Annotated in this window: 12 protein-coding genes; 2 read left to right on the top strand and 10 right to left on the bottom strand. The window is 40.8% G+C overall.

What is annotated here, in order from left to right; translation table 11 throughout:
* From ABE099_RS15085 to ftsE, 4 genes are all read right to left on the bottom strand, one after another.
* Window positions 1-1,494: a S41 family peptidase gene (locus ABE099_RS15085; protein ID WP_430031954.1), complete on the bottom strand. Its 1,494-nt coding sequence runs from the start codon at window positions 1,492-1,494 to the stop codon at window positions 1-3.
* 185 nt (window positions 1,495-1,679) lie between these two features.
* Window positions 1,680-2,927, bottom strand: a complete 1,248-nt coding sequence (locus tag ABE099_RS15080) for a murein hydrolase activator EnvC family protein (protein ID WP_430031953.1) — start codon at window positions 2,925-2,927, stop codon at window positions 1,680-1,682.
* Between the two features lie 39 nt (window positions 2,928-2,966).
* Window positions 2,967-3,881 (bottom strand): permease-like cell division protein FtsX, encoded by a 915-nt coding sequence (gene ftsX / locus ABE099_RS15075; protein ID WP_430031952.1) that lies wholly within the window; start codon window positions 3,879-3,881, stop codon window positions 2,967-2,969.
* Complete coding sequence (gene ftsE / locus ABE099_RS15070; RefSeq protein WP_430031976.1) at window positions 3,871-4,557, bottom strand: cell division ATP-binding protein FtsE; 687 nt, start codon at window positions 4,555-4,557, stop codon at window positions 3,871-3,873. The genes ftsX and ftsE overlap by 11 nt, the downstream gene beginning before the upstream one ends.
* Before the next feature lie 412 nt (window positions 4,558-4,969).
* Between ftsE and ABE099_RS15065 the strand changes: the two genes are divergently transcribed.
* Window positions 4,970-6,352 carry a VanW family protein gene (locus ABE099_RS15065; protein ID WP_430031951.1) on the top strand — a complete coding sequence of 461 codons (1,383 nt, stop codon included), beginning with the start codon at window positions 4,970-4,972 and terminating at the stop codon, window positions 6,350-6,352.
* 142 nt (window positions 6,353-6,494) lie between these two features.
* Window positions 6,495-7,763, top strand: coding sequence for a CynX/NimT family MFS transporter (locus ABE099_RS15060; protein ID WP_430031950.1), 1,269 nt, complete (start codon window positions 6,495-6,497; stop codon window positions 7,761-7,763).
* Window positions 7,764-8,562: 799 nt separating this feature from the next.
* Here the strand turns inward: ABE099_RS15060 and ABE099_RS15055 are convergent.
* The 6 genes from ABE099_RS15055 to argB form a co-directional block, all read right to left on the bottom strand.
* Window positions 8,563-8,910 carry a DUF4181 domain-containing protein gene (locus ABE099_RS15055; RefSeq protein ID WP_430031949.1) on the bottom strand — a complete coding sequence of 116 codons (348 nt, stop codon included), beginning with the start codon at window positions 8,908-8,910 and terminating at the stop codon, window positions 8,563-8,565.
* 543 nt (window positions 8,911-9,453) lie between these two features.
* On the bottom strand, window positions 9,454-10,869 hold the full coding sequence (gene argH / locus ABE099_RS15050) for an argininosuccinate lyase (protein ID WP_430031948.1): 1,416 nt from the start codon (window positions 10,867-10,869) through the stop codon (window positions 9,454-9,456).
* A gap of 375 nt (window positions 10,870-11,244) precedes the next feature.
* Window positions 11,245-12,477 (bottom strand): argininosuccinate synthase, encoded by a 1,233-nt coding sequence (locus ABE099_RS15045; protein ID WP_430031947.1) that lies wholly within the window; start codon window positions 12,475-12,477, stop codon window positions 11,245-11,247.
* Between the two features lie 112 nt (window positions 12,478-12,589).
* The gene (gene argF / locus ABE099_RS15040) at window positions 12,590-13,546 is read right to left on the bottom strand and encodes an ornithine carbamoyltransferase (RefSeq protein ID WP_430031946.1); all 957 of its coding nucleotides are present in this window, start codon (window positions 13,544-13,546) and stop codon (window positions 12,590-12,592) included.
* Window positions 13,546-14,751 carry an aspartate aminotransferase family protein gene (locus ABE099_RS15035; protein ID WP_430031945.1) on the bottom strand — a complete coding sequence of 402 codons (1,206 nt, stop codon included), beginning with the start codon at window positions 14,749-14,751 and terminating at the stop codon, window positions 13,546-13,548. The genes argF and ABE099_RS15035 overlap by 1 nt, the downstream gene beginning before the upstream one ends.
* Before the next feature lie 95 nt (window positions 14,752-14,846).
* On the bottom strand, window positions 14,847-15,629 hold the full coding sequence (gene argB / locus ABE099_RS15030; protein ID WP_430031944.1) for an acetylglutamate kinase: 783 nt from the start codon (window positions 15,627-15,629) through the stop codon (window positions 14,847-14,849).
* Window positions 15,630-15,634: the final 5 nt, after the last annotated feature.

Raw genomic sequence — 15,634 nt, 5'->3', positions numbered from 1 at the left:
TTATTTCGACGCCTTAGCAGCAATCTCCTTCTGAACTTCTGCAATCGCCGTATTCATTTGCGTATCATTTTTTTCATCATTAATTTCTTTAGCTATCTTCGTTTCTAGCATTTCAATCGTTTTCGTATCGATAACTCCTGAGGCGGATAAGCCATTTGCAGACTGGAATTTCTTCACCATATTTTCTGTGGTCTTATCAAAATAACCGTCCTCACGACCAGGATCATAGCCAAGTCCAACTAACATTTGTTGTGCGTTTTTCACATCAGCACTAACCATGTCAAATTTATATGAATTCTCCTTATTGATTGGGGCAACGGAGAAGTAAGTCGGCTGATCGACTTTAATATCAGGTGCAACTCCTTTTTTATGAATCCATTCCCCTTTTGGCGTCAACCATTTAGCAATCGTAATTTTAATTAGACTACCATCGCCCATTTCCTCTGGATAGCTGGATTGAACCGTCCCTTTACCATATGTCGTGTCACCGACGAGCTTAGCGCCTGCTGATTCCTTAAGTGCCCCTGCCAAAATTTCTGAAGCACTCGCACTTCCTTTATTGGTCACAACGGCAATCGGATACTTTTTACTTTTTCCATTAGAAACCGTTTGATCACGATTCCCGTGTTTATCTTCAACCTGTACGATGACTTTGCCCTTATCTACAAATTGCTCTGCCATTTGAATGACCACTTTGAGGACGCCACCTGGATTGTTACGCACATCAATAACTAATCCCTTCATGCCTTGCTTTTCAAGTGCCTCAACTTCCTTTTGGAAACGCTCCGCTGTATTCATCGAAAATTCCGTCACTTCAATGACACCAACGCCACCCTCCTCCATCCGAGAGCTTACGGTTTCCATTGTAATATCATCTCTAATGATGGTGTATTCTAACGTCGTTTCCACGCCTGCACGTTTTACCTTAATTTTAGCTTCTGTCCCTTTAGGACCACGGATTTTAGCAACAGCTTCGTTTAAGCTTAACCCTTCAAATGAGGCACCATTAACCGACAATAAAATGTCTTTGGGTTTAATCCCTGCACGCTCAGCGGGAGAACCTTTAATGGGTGATACTACAGTGACATTGCCATTCTCCATCGATACCTCGGCACCAATGCCTGTAAATGAACCTTCGATTTGTTCAGAAAAATGCTGCGCCGTTTCTTGTCCCATATATGAAGAAAAAGGGTCACCTAATGCGCTCATCATTCCTTGAATTGCACCATCAATTAGTTTATTTTGATCAATCTTCTCTAAATAATTTTCATTTACCAATTTCATTGCAGCTTCAATTTTATTGACACCATTTGATGTATTTGACGATGCTCCATTAACATAAGTGCCGCTCGTGCTTCCAGTTACACCTTCCCGAACAAGAGATTTAGAGCCTGATATAATTCCATCCCATTGCCCCGTCAAAGTTAATGTAAGCGAGCAGCTTATTAGCACAGAAGCTACGATTAATAAAATTGTTGTGCGTTTTTTGAACATAAGGGTATCCACCACCTAAAATGATATGTAAAGATATTCCTAAAACCTTTATAGTATACGTATAGTTTACCCTTAATATTTATGATGAAAACAAATGCGTTTACTACAAGGTTAATGATCTAAATAAAAACGGATGATCACTCCGTTTGGAGGATATCCGCTTTTATGAATATAAATCTATTCTATTACAAATATGGCATCGGGTCTACTGGCGTACCGTTAATACGAACCTCAAAATGAAGGTGAGGACCCGTTGAATTCCCTGTGCTTCCTACTTCAGCAACTTTTTCACCTTTTTTAACGGTTTGGCCCTTCTCTACTGAAATTCCACCTTGACGAATATGACCATACAATGTCCATATGTTATTTCCATGGTCAATCACTACAGTATTTCCATAGCCGCTCCACCATTCAGCTACGATGACAACGCCACCTGCCGCAGCATGTATATCAGTACCTTGTGGTGCTGCAAGATCTACACCAGTGTGCTTTTTAACTTTACCACTAATCGGGTGTACACGTGTCCCGTAATTAGATGAGAGTCTAGCCCCACTTACAGGCAAGCCCATAGAGCCACCGTTACCACTAAAGCCACCTGAGCTAGACGCTACACTAGATTTACCCGATCCTGATTTCTTATTATTTTTATAGGTATAAATTTGAGCTGCTTTAAGCTTGTTTTTTTCTTTTTCCAACGCAGCACGCTTCATCGCAAGCTCTACAAGTAAAGCCTCTTGCTCTTCGCTAATTTCATCGGATTCATCAATCTCAGCATTATATTTTTCAATAAGCTGTTGTTTTTCGATTTCTTTTTCTTCTAAAATGCTCCGACGAGATTCCGCTTGAGCATATAGTGATTTGATTTCTGTAAAATCTTTTTCTAATTGATTTTTTTGGTTTTCAAACAATTCCTTATCTTTTTTGTGCTCATTCAGTAATACTTGATCTTGATTCGCAATCGCCTGCAATGAATCCGCACGCTCTAGGAAGTCTGTAAAGCTAGTGGATGATAATAACACATCCAGATAAGAAACATTTCCGTCTGTGTACATTAATCTCACTCTGGAATCAAGCCACTTGGAGCGCTCCTCAATGCGATTTTTTGTCTCCTCTAATTGCCCTTCAGTCTGGCGCAAATTTTCTTCTGTATTATGAATTTTAACGGAAATTTGTGCAAGCTCTTTACTCACCTTATCCATTTGCTGCATAACCTGTTGGAGGAAATCTTCATTTTTATTCACATAATGTTGTGCCTGCTGTTTGTTATCTTCCGCTTGCTTTTGCTGCACCTTTGCTTTTTTTGCAGCTTCTTGAAGCTGTTTAAGCTCTTTATCAATTTGACTGATTGATTTCCCTTTTGCTGATCCACTGACGGGCTGAAAAACTACTACGGCTAAAGCGATAACGGCAATCATTGAGATCCACTTTTTCAACTTTATTTCCCCATCCTTTTTCTCAGACTAAATTTATCATTACACCTTCAAAAATCTACGAATTGACATTAAGCTCCCCCAAACACCAATCAAAAGCCCAATTCCCACTAACAAAACAGCAATTTTCAAGCCTACTTCATGTAATGGGACTAAGCGGATGGCGAGGGTGATATCTCCTGCTACAGCATCAACTAACTGATTGTATCCTAAAAATAAAACAGTGACACAAACTGCGGAGCCAATCAGTCCAATAAGTGCACCTTCGATAAAAAATGGCCCTCGAATAAAGGTGTTGGTAGCTCCTACCAGCTTCATAATGCCAATCTCACGACGACGCGCTAAAATCGTAACACGTATCGTATTTGAAATTAGGAACATCGCCATAATCCCTAAGCCAGCTACAAATGCAAAACCGATATTACGAATAGCTTTCGTAATTTTGAATAGCTTTTCCATCGTGCCTTGGCCATACTTTACCTTGTAGATAGGCTGAGTCGTATAGTCATCGTTTAAGGCTTCGATTTTTTTAGCTACGAATGGAGCTGTCGTTGGCTCCACAACCTCAACCTTTAATGTATCAGGAATCGGGTTCGTTTCTTCCGTGTAGCCTTCAAGCAAATCCTTAGCTTCTTCACCTAGCTTTTCTCTAAAGTCCTTTAATCCTTGGGATTTAGGTACCAAGGTAACTCGGCTTACCTCAGTCATAGATGCAATCGTTCCCTGTACCTTTTGTACAGTTGCCTGATCCGCATCCCCTGCTAAAAACACACTAATTTGGACCTGACTGTCTGCCTCATCAGCAAATGAATTAACATTCAAGACGAGTAAAAGAAAGACGCCAAGCACAAACAAGGACACAATAATAGAAGTAATGGAGGCAACGGACATCCAGCCATTACGAAATACATTTTTAGAGCCTTCTCTAAAATGTCTGAAAAGGGAGCTAAAACTCATAGCCATATTCCCCTCTCATTTCATCACGCACAATGTTGCCATTTTCAATCGCAATCACTCGACGTCGCATTTTGTTCACGATATCTTTGTTATGCGTTGCCATCACAATCGTTGTACCGCGAAAATTAATTTCGTCCAATAACTGCATAATTCCCCATGATGTTTCAGGGTCAAGGTTACCTGTAGGCTCGTCCGCAATAATAACAGACGGATTGTTAACAATGGCTCTTGCAATAGCTACACGTTGCTGTTCCCCACCAGATAATTGGGAAGGATCACGTGTGCCTTTATTTTTAAGACCTACTAGATCTAAAACCTCATTTACTCTTTTCTTAATGACACGTTTAGGTGCTTCAATAACCTCTAAGGCAAAAGCTACATTTTCATAAACAGTCATCTTAGGCAGCAATCTAAAGTCTTGAAAAATAACCCCAATATTTCTGCGAACATAAGGAATTTTCCGTGGCTTAAGCTTGCCAATATTAAATCCATTTACAGAGATTTGTCCCTTAGTCGGGATTTCTTCACGATATATTAATTTCATAAAAGTTGATTTCCCTGCACCAGAAGGTCCAACCAAATATACAAATTCATTACGGTCAATTTTGACAGAGATACCCTTTAAAGCATGTGCGCCTGTAGGGTACGTTTTCCATACATCCTGCATTTCGATCAATTCATCACGTCCTACTATATTTAAAAATATGTCATTTTCCATGTATGCAACTTAGTATTTATTCGACAGGATTCAGCGAATTCCTTTAAAAAGATGAGGAATTTTCATAATTACGATATTTATTGTAACAAATTTGTTACCTTTTGAGTACCCTTGCTTTAGAACTATACTTTTAATAGTCACATCCAATTTCTACCACCTGTTACTCTATGACATTCCATTCATCAGACTAGGGTGTGTCTGAAAAGTCAGCAGGGAGTAGATATTGGCAGATTTTCGCTTCATACAAGGCACTTTTTCGCAGGCTTACCGGGGTAAATCATTAGACTTATAAATGCTTGACCCATTGCATATACATGAACATGTACACGTACAACTATGTACAACTATTTGAGGTACACAGGAGGATTGCATGAAAAAAATACACCCGCTGATCTCAACCATCATTCTTTTACTCCTCGCCTACCTTTTAGGATTATTTGCCCTACATATTTATGCCAATCAACGCACCATCCCTAATGGAATTATGGTTGGGGGTTTGCCAGTAGGTGGGTTAGCACCACAGGATGCATTAGCTTTACTTGATCAACGCCTGCTACAGCTAGAGCAACAGCCGATGGTCTATCTTATTAATGGAAATAAAGGATCTCATGAATCCGATGAAGCTAAAAAGTTCAAAGTTGAAACTACCATTAAACAAAGTGGCATTACCTATCATACGGATGACTTCCGCACTGCGATGGCGTCACTCTCTCAAGGGAGTCTATGGAAAAGAATGCGAGTTCGTTCCCAGTTTCCAAAGGAGTGGAGCATTCAAGCACAAATTGATGAGACAAAGCTTCGTGAATGGTTTAACCCGACATGGGAAAAGGAGCAGTTAGGTATGCCAGTGGATGCTATACGTACAATTACGGATAACGATCTGATTCAATACTCACCTGACAAAGCCGCCCAGCGTATTGATTGGTCTAGCTTTATTCCTACTTTGTATGCCAGCTTGCCTAAGCAATTTCCAATGAACAAGCCGACGACGATAGAGGTAGGGGTTCCGTTAAAGACGTTAGCTCCAAAAGTAACACTTGCTACTCTAAAGGCGCAAGGCATTGAGCGCAAAATCTCGATGTTTTCCACCTCTGCAATTCATAGCAGTGAAGGCCGGATACACAATCTAAGCTCAGTAGTGCAAACCTTAGATGGGATGATACTTGCTCCTAATGGGATTTTTGATTATGAAAAGGTGATAGATACGGCAGAGATGAATTTTGGCTTTCGTTCAGCACCTGTCATTATCGGAGGTAAGCTGGTAACAGGGATTGGCGGGGGGATATGTCAAATCTCCAGCACACTTTATAATGCCGCGGTCCAAAGTGGTCTTGAAATTGTAGAACGCCGAAATCATAGTTTACCTGTTAGTTATGTACCTAAGGGGCAAGATGCTACCTTTGCTAAAGGACATATTAATTTTCGATTTAAAAATAATACGAAACACTACATTTTAATTAAAGCTTCAGCTAAGCAAGGGATCATTACGATTAAGCTATTTGGCAATATACCAGAAGATGTACGCTATGAGATCGAAACGAAGCAAATCAAAAAGATTCCTAACTCAACTAAATACGTTATTAATCAAGCGTTAGCACAGGGACAAAAGGAGATCATTACGAAGGGCAATGAGGGCTATATTATCGATTCCTATCGTGTAAAAAAAGTAGCTGGTAGAATTGTGGAGAAAAAAAAGCTGTTCCGAGATACGTATCCTGCGAACCCCTCAATTATTGCTATACCGCCTTATTAAAACCTATTAAGAAACTAACTTGAAGATGCAATTTGCTGCATCATAGAAAAAAGCATAGCCTGACCAACCTCCGTATGCTATGTTAGGTTCAATGTACTGATTTAGGTTCAATGTACTGATATATGGTAGGAGGTTAATTACCTTGAACATTAACACGCTAGTAAAAAGCTCAAGCACCAGCCCTAGCACACTGAATTCAACCCAATCAACAAAAACACTAAAAACAACAATACTGATTATAACTGCAATTCTATTAACTGCTACAACCTTGCGCTCGCCAATTACAGGTGTTGGGGCTTTGATGAGCAATATCCAAGGGGACACTGGATTATCAAATACATTTGCAGGACTTTTGACTACGTTACCTCTACTTTCCTTTTCTTTATTTTCCTTAGTTGCACCAAGTATTTCCCGTAAAATAGGCGTAGAAAAAACGATGCTATATTGCATGCTGCTGATGTGTGTGGGTATTGTTTTGCGTTCTATGCCCTCGATCTTGCTGTTGTTTATCGGTACAGCATTAATCGGAATTACGATCGGAATATGTAATGTACTTGTGCCTGGCGTTATAAAACGGGATTTTCCACTCAAAGTTGGACTTCTAACAGGAATCTACACTTCCTCCATGAATTTATGGGGAGCGATCTCTTCAGGGATTACTCCATTTTTAGCCGATCAAGCATGGGGATGGAGAGGTTCACTTGGAGTATGGGTCATCTTAGCAGCAAGTGCTGCAATGTTATGGATCTCTGTAGTTTGGGGTAGGAAAAATACGAATGATGCTACACTCGTTAATTTCAATACCAAAACTAATGTTAAACCCGATACAAGTGTCGAATTCCAATCGATGTGGAAATCCGCATTAGCATGGCAAATCACTTTATTTATGGGGCTACAATCATTAATGTTTTATGTTGGTATCGCTTGGCTACCGCAAATTTTTTATGAAAAGGGAATTAGCTATCAAACCTCAGGATTGTATCTGTTTTATATGCAAATTGCGTGTATGCTTGGCTCCTTTTCTATGCCCATTATCGGTGGACGTTTTCGCAGTCAAACTAGCTTAGCCATCTTTTCTGCTTCATTTTTTGTGATAGGTTACAGCGGGATTTTGTTTGGCAGCCCCTCTCTTACTTTATTATTTATGATTGCATTAGGGCTTGGATGTGGAACCAGCTTTGGTTTAGTTATTTTATTTTTCTCCTTGCGTACACGCACTGGAGAGCAAGCCGCACAAATTTCCGGCATGGCGCAATGTATCGGCTATTTTCTCGCCGCCATCGGACCATTCCTATTTGGTTTCCTGCATGATTTGACAGGAGGCTGGAATATCCCGTTGGTTGTGATTACTGCATTTGCTGTTGTGACTGTATTGTTTGGGTGGTTAGCGGGGAGGGAGCGCTACATTTAGCTTGATGGAATAAAGGAGCATACAGAAAATAGTGCTTGAAGGGTAGACAATGAAGCTGCTACGTGGCAGAGGGTTGTTTCGAGCCCTGTTAAAATCCGATTCTTTGAACAATGTCATAGGGGATACTATCGGATTTTAAAGGCGCTCATTTCATTTCTACACAATCCCTCTGTCCCTTCGCTACTGTTAGCGGAATTCAAGCACTATTTTGAGTACGCGCCTTTGTTATCGGCGCTACGTAATTTTCAAACCTAAAAATAGTGCTTGAAAGGTTGCCATTGGTAGTTGCTTCGTGGCAGAGGGTTGTTTCGTGCGCTGTTAAAATCCGATGCTCTGAACAATATCATAGGATATACAATCGGATTTTAAAGGCGCACTTTTCATTTCTACACAATCCCTCTGCCCCTTCGCTACTGTTAGCGGAATTCAAGCACTATTTTGAGTACGCGCCTTTGTTATCGGCGCTACGTAATTTTGAAACCTAAAATAGTGCTTGAAGGGTAGCCAATGGTAGTTGCTTCGTGGCAGAGGGTTATTTCGAGCGCTGTTAAAATCTGACTCTTTGAACAATGTCATAGGGGATACTATTGGATTTTATGCGTATTAGCTACAAGAGAAATTGTACTTTTCCCTAATGCTAGCAAGAATACGTACCCTTTCTTCAATATATTTCCTGTAAATTTACACCCAACTTACAGAACAGCTAAAAGAATCTGTCACTTGCTTACTTACAGGGACGGTTCTTGAATGAGCGTATTTTTTAGGCTGTGCTTAACCAGTTAATTCAAGGATAGATCGCCTACAAAATGCGAAGTAATAGGAAAAAAATCGTGAATAATAATGATGTAACAGTCACAACATTTGAAACTAAATAGCGCTTTGTTTCCCTAATGTATTTCCATTCCATAAAAGCTCGAAAGCAAAAAAATAATGTTAAGAAAAAAGGGAATAATGGCTGTGGTTCGTTTAAATCTAAAGTCCAGATAGCAAGCGTAATGGGAATTACAAAGATAATTGACCCAAAAAGATACCATTTATATACTGATGTGTCTGAAATTTTCTTTGCACTATCCACTATTACTTTTTTACTCATAATTTTATCAATTAAAAGTATTGCAAAAATCATAAAAAAATATAGAGATTTCATGATAACCTCCTTAATTATATTTTTGGGTAACGTCAAGAATTAAATGTAAATGAAAAAGGATTTAATACGATTGATGCGACTCTCCTTTTTGTACTCTCTAATAATCTTGTGTAATATATTTTTTCAAGTAAAACGTTTATAATCGCAAATAAATACCTTTAATGATTATAAACATATTCTTTTCGATATTCATTATCATATTAATAAAGATTAAAACCGAACCATTACGGAATTCAAAAAAATTAGAATTCCATAACATAGTTCGGTTTTGTCTTTAGCTTAAATACTTTTGTTCCATCTGAAAGGCAGCTCAATTAACAACTCTGTAGCCAAATTGTTGTTATGCGCAGGTGCGGCACAGGGATGAACTGCAGTCATTCCTCTACTTGCCTATTGTGTATATTTCAACGAAGGCAATGAGCAGCGGAAGGACAGAGGGATTGTGGAGAATTGGTATGGCGACTTTAACAGCGCTCAGAACAACCCTCTGTATAGTAGTAACATCCGCTTGCCAGCTTACAAGCACTAATTTTAGTATCTATGCTACTTACTCTTTTCCAAATATTCCCGCACCCATGCATGTGTTTCAACAAGTCGCTCCTCTGCTCTTCCAATAGCTTGGGCTACTTGTCCAGATGCGGTTCCGCCGTATACGTTACGTGCGTTAACTACAGTCTCAGGCTGTAATACATGGTAGATGGTATCGTCAAACAACGGTGAAAATTGCTTAAATTCATCCATTGTTAGGTCAAGCAAGTATTTATTGTTTTGGATGCAATACAATACTGTTTTCCCAATGACCTCATGTGCTTGGCGGAAAGGAAGTCCTTTTGCCGCGAGGAAATCTGCGATATCTGTCGCATTGGAGAAATCTTGATTTACGGCATTACGCATTTGCTCCGCGTTGACCTTCATCGTTGCAATCATTGGAGCAAATAGCTGTAACGCCCCTTGCAACGTTGACACAGTATCAAACATACCCTCCTTGTCCTCCTGCATATCTTTGTTATACGCAAGTGGCAAGGACTTCAAGACTGTAAGTAGTCCCATCAGGTTACCGTACACACGTCCTGTTTTCCCACGTACTAGTTCTGGTACATCAGGGTTTTTCTTTTGTGGCATAATGCTACTACCGGTACAAAACGCATCGTCTAGCTCCACAAATCTAAATTCGGTACTGCTCCAAAAAACCAGCTCTTCACTTAGTCTTGATAAATGCATCATCAGGATTGAAGCATCGGCTAAAAATTCAATAATAAAGTCACGATCACTTACTGCATCCAAGCTGTTATCATAAACGGCATCAAAATGAAGTAATTCTGCTGAAAGATGACGATCGATGGCAAAGGTTGTCCCTGCAAGCGCACCTGCGCCTAATGGCAACACGTTAATGCGTTTGTAGCTATCCTGTAAACGTTCAATGTCCCGTTGGAACATGGACACATAAGCCATTAAATGGTGAGCAAATAAAATCGGCTGTGCACGCTGTAAATGAGTGTAGCCAGGCAAGATGGTTGCTTGATTTTGCTTCGCTTGATTAATGAGTGCTTCCTGCAAATCGTGCAATAGCCCAACAAATTCAACTACACGCTTACGCAAATATAAATGCATATCCGTCGCAACTTGGTCATTACGGCTACGTCCAGTATGGAGCTTGCCCCCAACAGGGCCTACCTCGGCAATCAACTGCTTTTCGATATTCATATGAATATCTTCATCAGAGACAGAATATTCAACTTCGCCTGCATTAATTTTCTCTTGTACGCGCAGTAGACCTGCTTTAATCTTTTCTACATCCTCCTGTGGCAAAATACCACAAGCGCCTAACATCGTCACATGCGCTAAGCTCCCCTGCACATCCTCTAGTGCCAGTGCTTGGTCAAATTTAATCGATGCGGTGTACTCCTCCACTAAATGATTCGTTTGCTTAGTGAAGCGTCCCCCCCACAGCTTACTCATAATACCACTCCTTCTAGACTAAAGTTGCTTAATTGACTAGGATTAATTTCAATATAAGTGAAAAAGAAAAGGCTCTGGACACCTCAGCGCCAGAAGAACCTTTCCTCATTCAATACCAGCATTTTAAACCATCTTTCATATAATAACCTATAATTTTAAAGGCTCAATCTTCAAATCAGTACTTGACCGCTAACCCAAACTAGCGAAGAGACAGAGAGATTCTGAAGGTGTCTTTAAAATCAAATTCCACCAATAAATTGACTTTAATAAAAGGAATATGATTTTAACAACAATCGCAAGAACTTTCTGGATCGTAGCTACCAGCTTTCAGTTGATGTCGAGTACTAATTTTTAAATATGCCAGTTTAAAATTAATTATTTACTTTGATCCACACCCGCACTAACCTTCAAACGAAGGGCATTCAAGCGAATAAAGCCTGTTGCATCGCCTTGGTCATAAGCTTCTGTAGGATCTGCTTCCATTGTAGCAATGTTCGGATTATACAAGCTGACAGGGCTCTTAACGCCAGCTGCAATAATGTTTCCTTTGTATAGCTTCACGCGTACAGTACCTGTCACATTTTTTTGACTTTCTGTCACTAATGCTTGCAAAGCAAGGCGCTCAGGAGCAAACCAGAAGCCGTTATATACAAGTGTGCTATAGCGAGTAATCAAGCTATCACGTAAATTCATCACTTCACGATCCATCGTGATCGATTCCATTTTGCGATGTGCTGTAAATAAAATCGTTCCACCAGGTGTCTCATAAACGCCACGGCTCTTCATGCCAACAAAGCGGTCTTCCACCATATCCACTCGACCAATACCATGCTTACCACCAAGCTCATTCAGCTTGTCCATAATGCTAAGTGGATTCATTGGTACACCATTTAATGCAACACAATTGCCTTGCTCAAATTCAAGCTCTAAATATTCCGCTTGATCTGGTGCATCCTCTGGGGAAACACTTAGCAGGTACATGTCCTTATTTTCAGGTGTAGAAGCATCAAACCAAGGGTCCTCTAACACGCCACTTTCATAGCTGATATGTAGCAAGTTGCGATCCATGGAATAAGATTTCGCTGCCGAAGCTGTTACAGGAATACCATGCTTTTCAGCATAAGCGATCATTTCTGCACGTCCTGGGAACGCTTCGCGGAACGCAGGCAAACGCCAAGGTGCAATCACGTCAATTTCAGGCGCGATCGCCGCCGCATTTAACTCAAAGCGTACTTGGTCATTTCCTTTCCCAGTCGCTCCATGAGCAATCGCAGTAGCACCTTCTGCACGCGCAATTTCCACCATACGTTTAGCGATAAGTGGACGCGCAATGCTTGTGCCTAATAAATATTGACCTTCATATAATGCCCCAGCTTGGAACATTGGGAAAATGAAATCACTCGCAAATTCCTCGCGAAGATCATCGATGTATACTTTGGAAGCGCCTGTTGCTAAGGCTTTTTCTTCCAAACCATCTAATTCTTCCTTTTGCCCAATATCTGCCGTAAAGGCGATAATTTCTGCATCATAGGTTTCCTTTAACCATTTTAAAATGATAGAGGTGTCAAGCCCACCTGAGTAAGCTAACACGATTTTTTGCTTTGCCATAATTGTAATACGACCTCCTGCTTTTTTCTCCACAACCTTATTGTTATATCTAGATCATCTTATTTTATATTAACTTATTTTATCTTATTGATGTATCAATAATAAATTAAAATTAACCCATCAATGCTGCCATCAGTGCCTTTTGCGCATGAAGACGGTTTTCGGCTTGGTCAAAGATGATAGAATGATCACCATCAATAACCCCTTCGCTTACTTCCTCACCACGATGGGCTGGCAAGCAATGCATAAATAAATAATCATTTTTAGCCAAGCTAGCAAGCTGTTCATCCACTTGATAATCTGCAAATGCAAGCTCACGTGCCTTTTGTTCCTCTTCAAAGCCCATGCTAGCCCAAACGTCAGTATAAATGACATCTGCATTTTGCACCGCTTCTTTTGGATCAGCAACAACTTCGATTTTCGCCCCAGTTTGCTCGCCAAATTGTTTCGCCACCGCCACAACAGCAGGATCAGGCTGGTAGCTCACTGGTGAAGCAATGGTAACATGAACACCTAGCTTAGCGCCACCAATCATTAAGGAATGAGCCATGTTGTTGCCATCCCCCACATAAGCCAGCTTTAAGCCTGCAAGGGTACCTTTATGCTCGTAAATCGTTTGAAAATCAGCTAACACCTGACACGGATGCGCAAGGTCACTTAATCCGTTAATGACAGGCACGCTGGAAAAGCGAGCCAAATCCTCTACTTTATCATGACCAAACGTACGCAACATCATGCCATCTAAATAACGTGACATGACACGTGCTGTGTCGGCAATCGTTTCCCCGCGACCTAGCTGAATATCATTTTTACTTAAAAATAAAGCATGCCCACCTAGCTGATACGTCCCTACTTCAAAAGAAACTCTCGTTCTAGTTGATGACTTTTCAAAAATAAGTCCAACTGTTTTACCCTTTAACGGCTCGTAAGCGATCCCGTTTTTTTGCTTATCCTTAATTTCAATTGCAAGATCAATTAAATATTGAATTTCCTCTGTAGTGTAATTGTCCATTTCGAGAAAATGACGACCTTTAAGGTTAATGTTATGATTTCCTTGTAATAGTGGCATTATTTCGCCGCCTCCTTTTGGTTATGAGTATGGGTAGCTATAATTGATGCTAAAATGCTAACAGCCTGATCGATTTCTTCTGTGGTTACCTTTAGGTTAGGCAACAAACGAATCACATGTGTACCTGCGGTTACAAATAACAATTTATTTTTTTGTCCCTCTAATACTAGCTCACCTACTGGCCCTTCACACTCAATCCCTACGATTAAACCTAAGCTACGAATTCCTTTGACAAAAGGTTCATCCTTAAATGCCTCATGCAACGCTGTGCTTAAATAATCGCCTGCTTTTGCTGCGGCATCTGGAATGTTTTCTTCTAGCATACTTTCAATCGTTGCGATAATTGCCGAAGATACGACTGGATTCCCACCAAAGGTAGAAGCATGTGTTCCTGGAGTAAAGGCTTCACGCAAATATTCCTTCGCAAGCATCGCACCTGCCGGCAAGCCACTTGCAATCCCTTTTGCTGAGGTAAAAATGTCTGGTTCAATGTCGTAATGCTGATGGGCAAACCATTTCCCTGTCCGTCCCATTCCAGTCTGCACCTCATCAACGATGAGCAAAATCCCTTTTTCCTTACAAAGCGCTGACAATGCTTGCACAAACTCAGGTTCTACCGGATAAACGCCACCTTCTGCTTGCACCATTTCTATCATAATTGCCGCTGTATGATCTGAAATCGCCTCGTCCAAAGCATCCAAATCATATAAAGGAACCGTCTTAAAGCCTGCTGGCAGTGGAAGGAAGCCATCCTTTACCTTATCTTGACCCGTTGCCGTTAACGTCGCTAATGTACGTCCATGGAAAGACTGATTGAAGGTAATGACCTCATATGCGCCTGTTCCCTTCACCTTCTGATGATAACGACGCGCTAATTTAATCGCCGCCTCATTGGCTTCCGCACCACTGTTACAGAAAAAGACAACATCTGCACAACTCACTTCTGTAAGTAGCTTTGCAGCTTGCTCCTGCTGAGGAATATGGAATAGGTTTGAAACATGCCATAGCTCATCTAACTGCGCTTGCACCTTTTTTTTCACCTTTTCAGGGGCATGGCCCAGATTCGCCACCGCGAGCCCACTCATAAAATCTAAGTAGCGATTGCCTTGATCATCCCACAAATAACTGCCTTCCCCTTTTACAATAGACAATGGATATCTTGAATAGCTTGGAAACAATGCGCTTTGCGCTTCAGTATGACTCATTACACTTCACCTCTCATGGAAAATTATTAACGAAAAATATAAATTAACGAATTCAATTGTGGCTCAACATAATAATTTGCACTAGATAATAATCACTAACCCATTCTCGTAATCGTTGTACCTATGTTTTCGCCTGATAATACTTTGCCTAAAATGTTAGGCACACTGCCATCCACAATGACAACCTGCTTCACCTGTCCGCTAATGCATGCGATCGCTGCACGCACCTTTGGAATCATGCCGCCATAAATTTCGCCAGTGTCGATCATATCTTCGATTTGCTGTACCGTAACGGTAGCTAATACTCGCTTTTCACCATTTACATTTTTCAAAATGCCTGGCACATCCGTCACTACGATCATTTGCTGCACACCTAGTTCCGACGCCACTGCACCAGCGGCAGTATCCGCGTTGATGTTGTATCTTCCACCAGAAGCATCTACACCTACAGGAGCAATAACAGGAATATACCCTAAAGTAGCTATTCCTTGGATTAAAGTCTTGTTAACGGACTCCACATCTCCAACTAATCCGACCTCTGCATGGGCTGTAACTGGTTTTGCTGTAATTAACTGTCCGTCTACACCAGATAAACCTAACGCTTTGCCACCAGCTTGTTGGATCAAACGTACAATTTTTTTGTTAATGCTGCCTGACAAGGTCATTTCCACCACATCTAAAACCTCTTCAGACGTATATCTTAATCCGTTTATAAATTTAGTCTCAATACCTAGCTTCGTTAGGTTGTCAGAGATCGCGGGACCACCGCCATGCACAATGACAGGCTGAACGCCTTGCTCTTGTAGCTTCGCTAAATCCTCGAAAAAGGAGGATGGCAATTCTGCAAGGGTACTCCCTCCACATTTCATTACAAACATTGAAT

The organism is Paenibacillus turicensis (assembly GCF_050461185.1).
GTDB classification, from domain to species: Bacteria; Bacillota; Bacilli; order Paenibacillales; family Paenibacillaceae; genus Fontibacillus; species Fontibacillus turicensis_A.
Note: the sequence above shows the minus strand (reverse complement) of the source record. Positions and strands in the feature narration are given on the sequence as shown.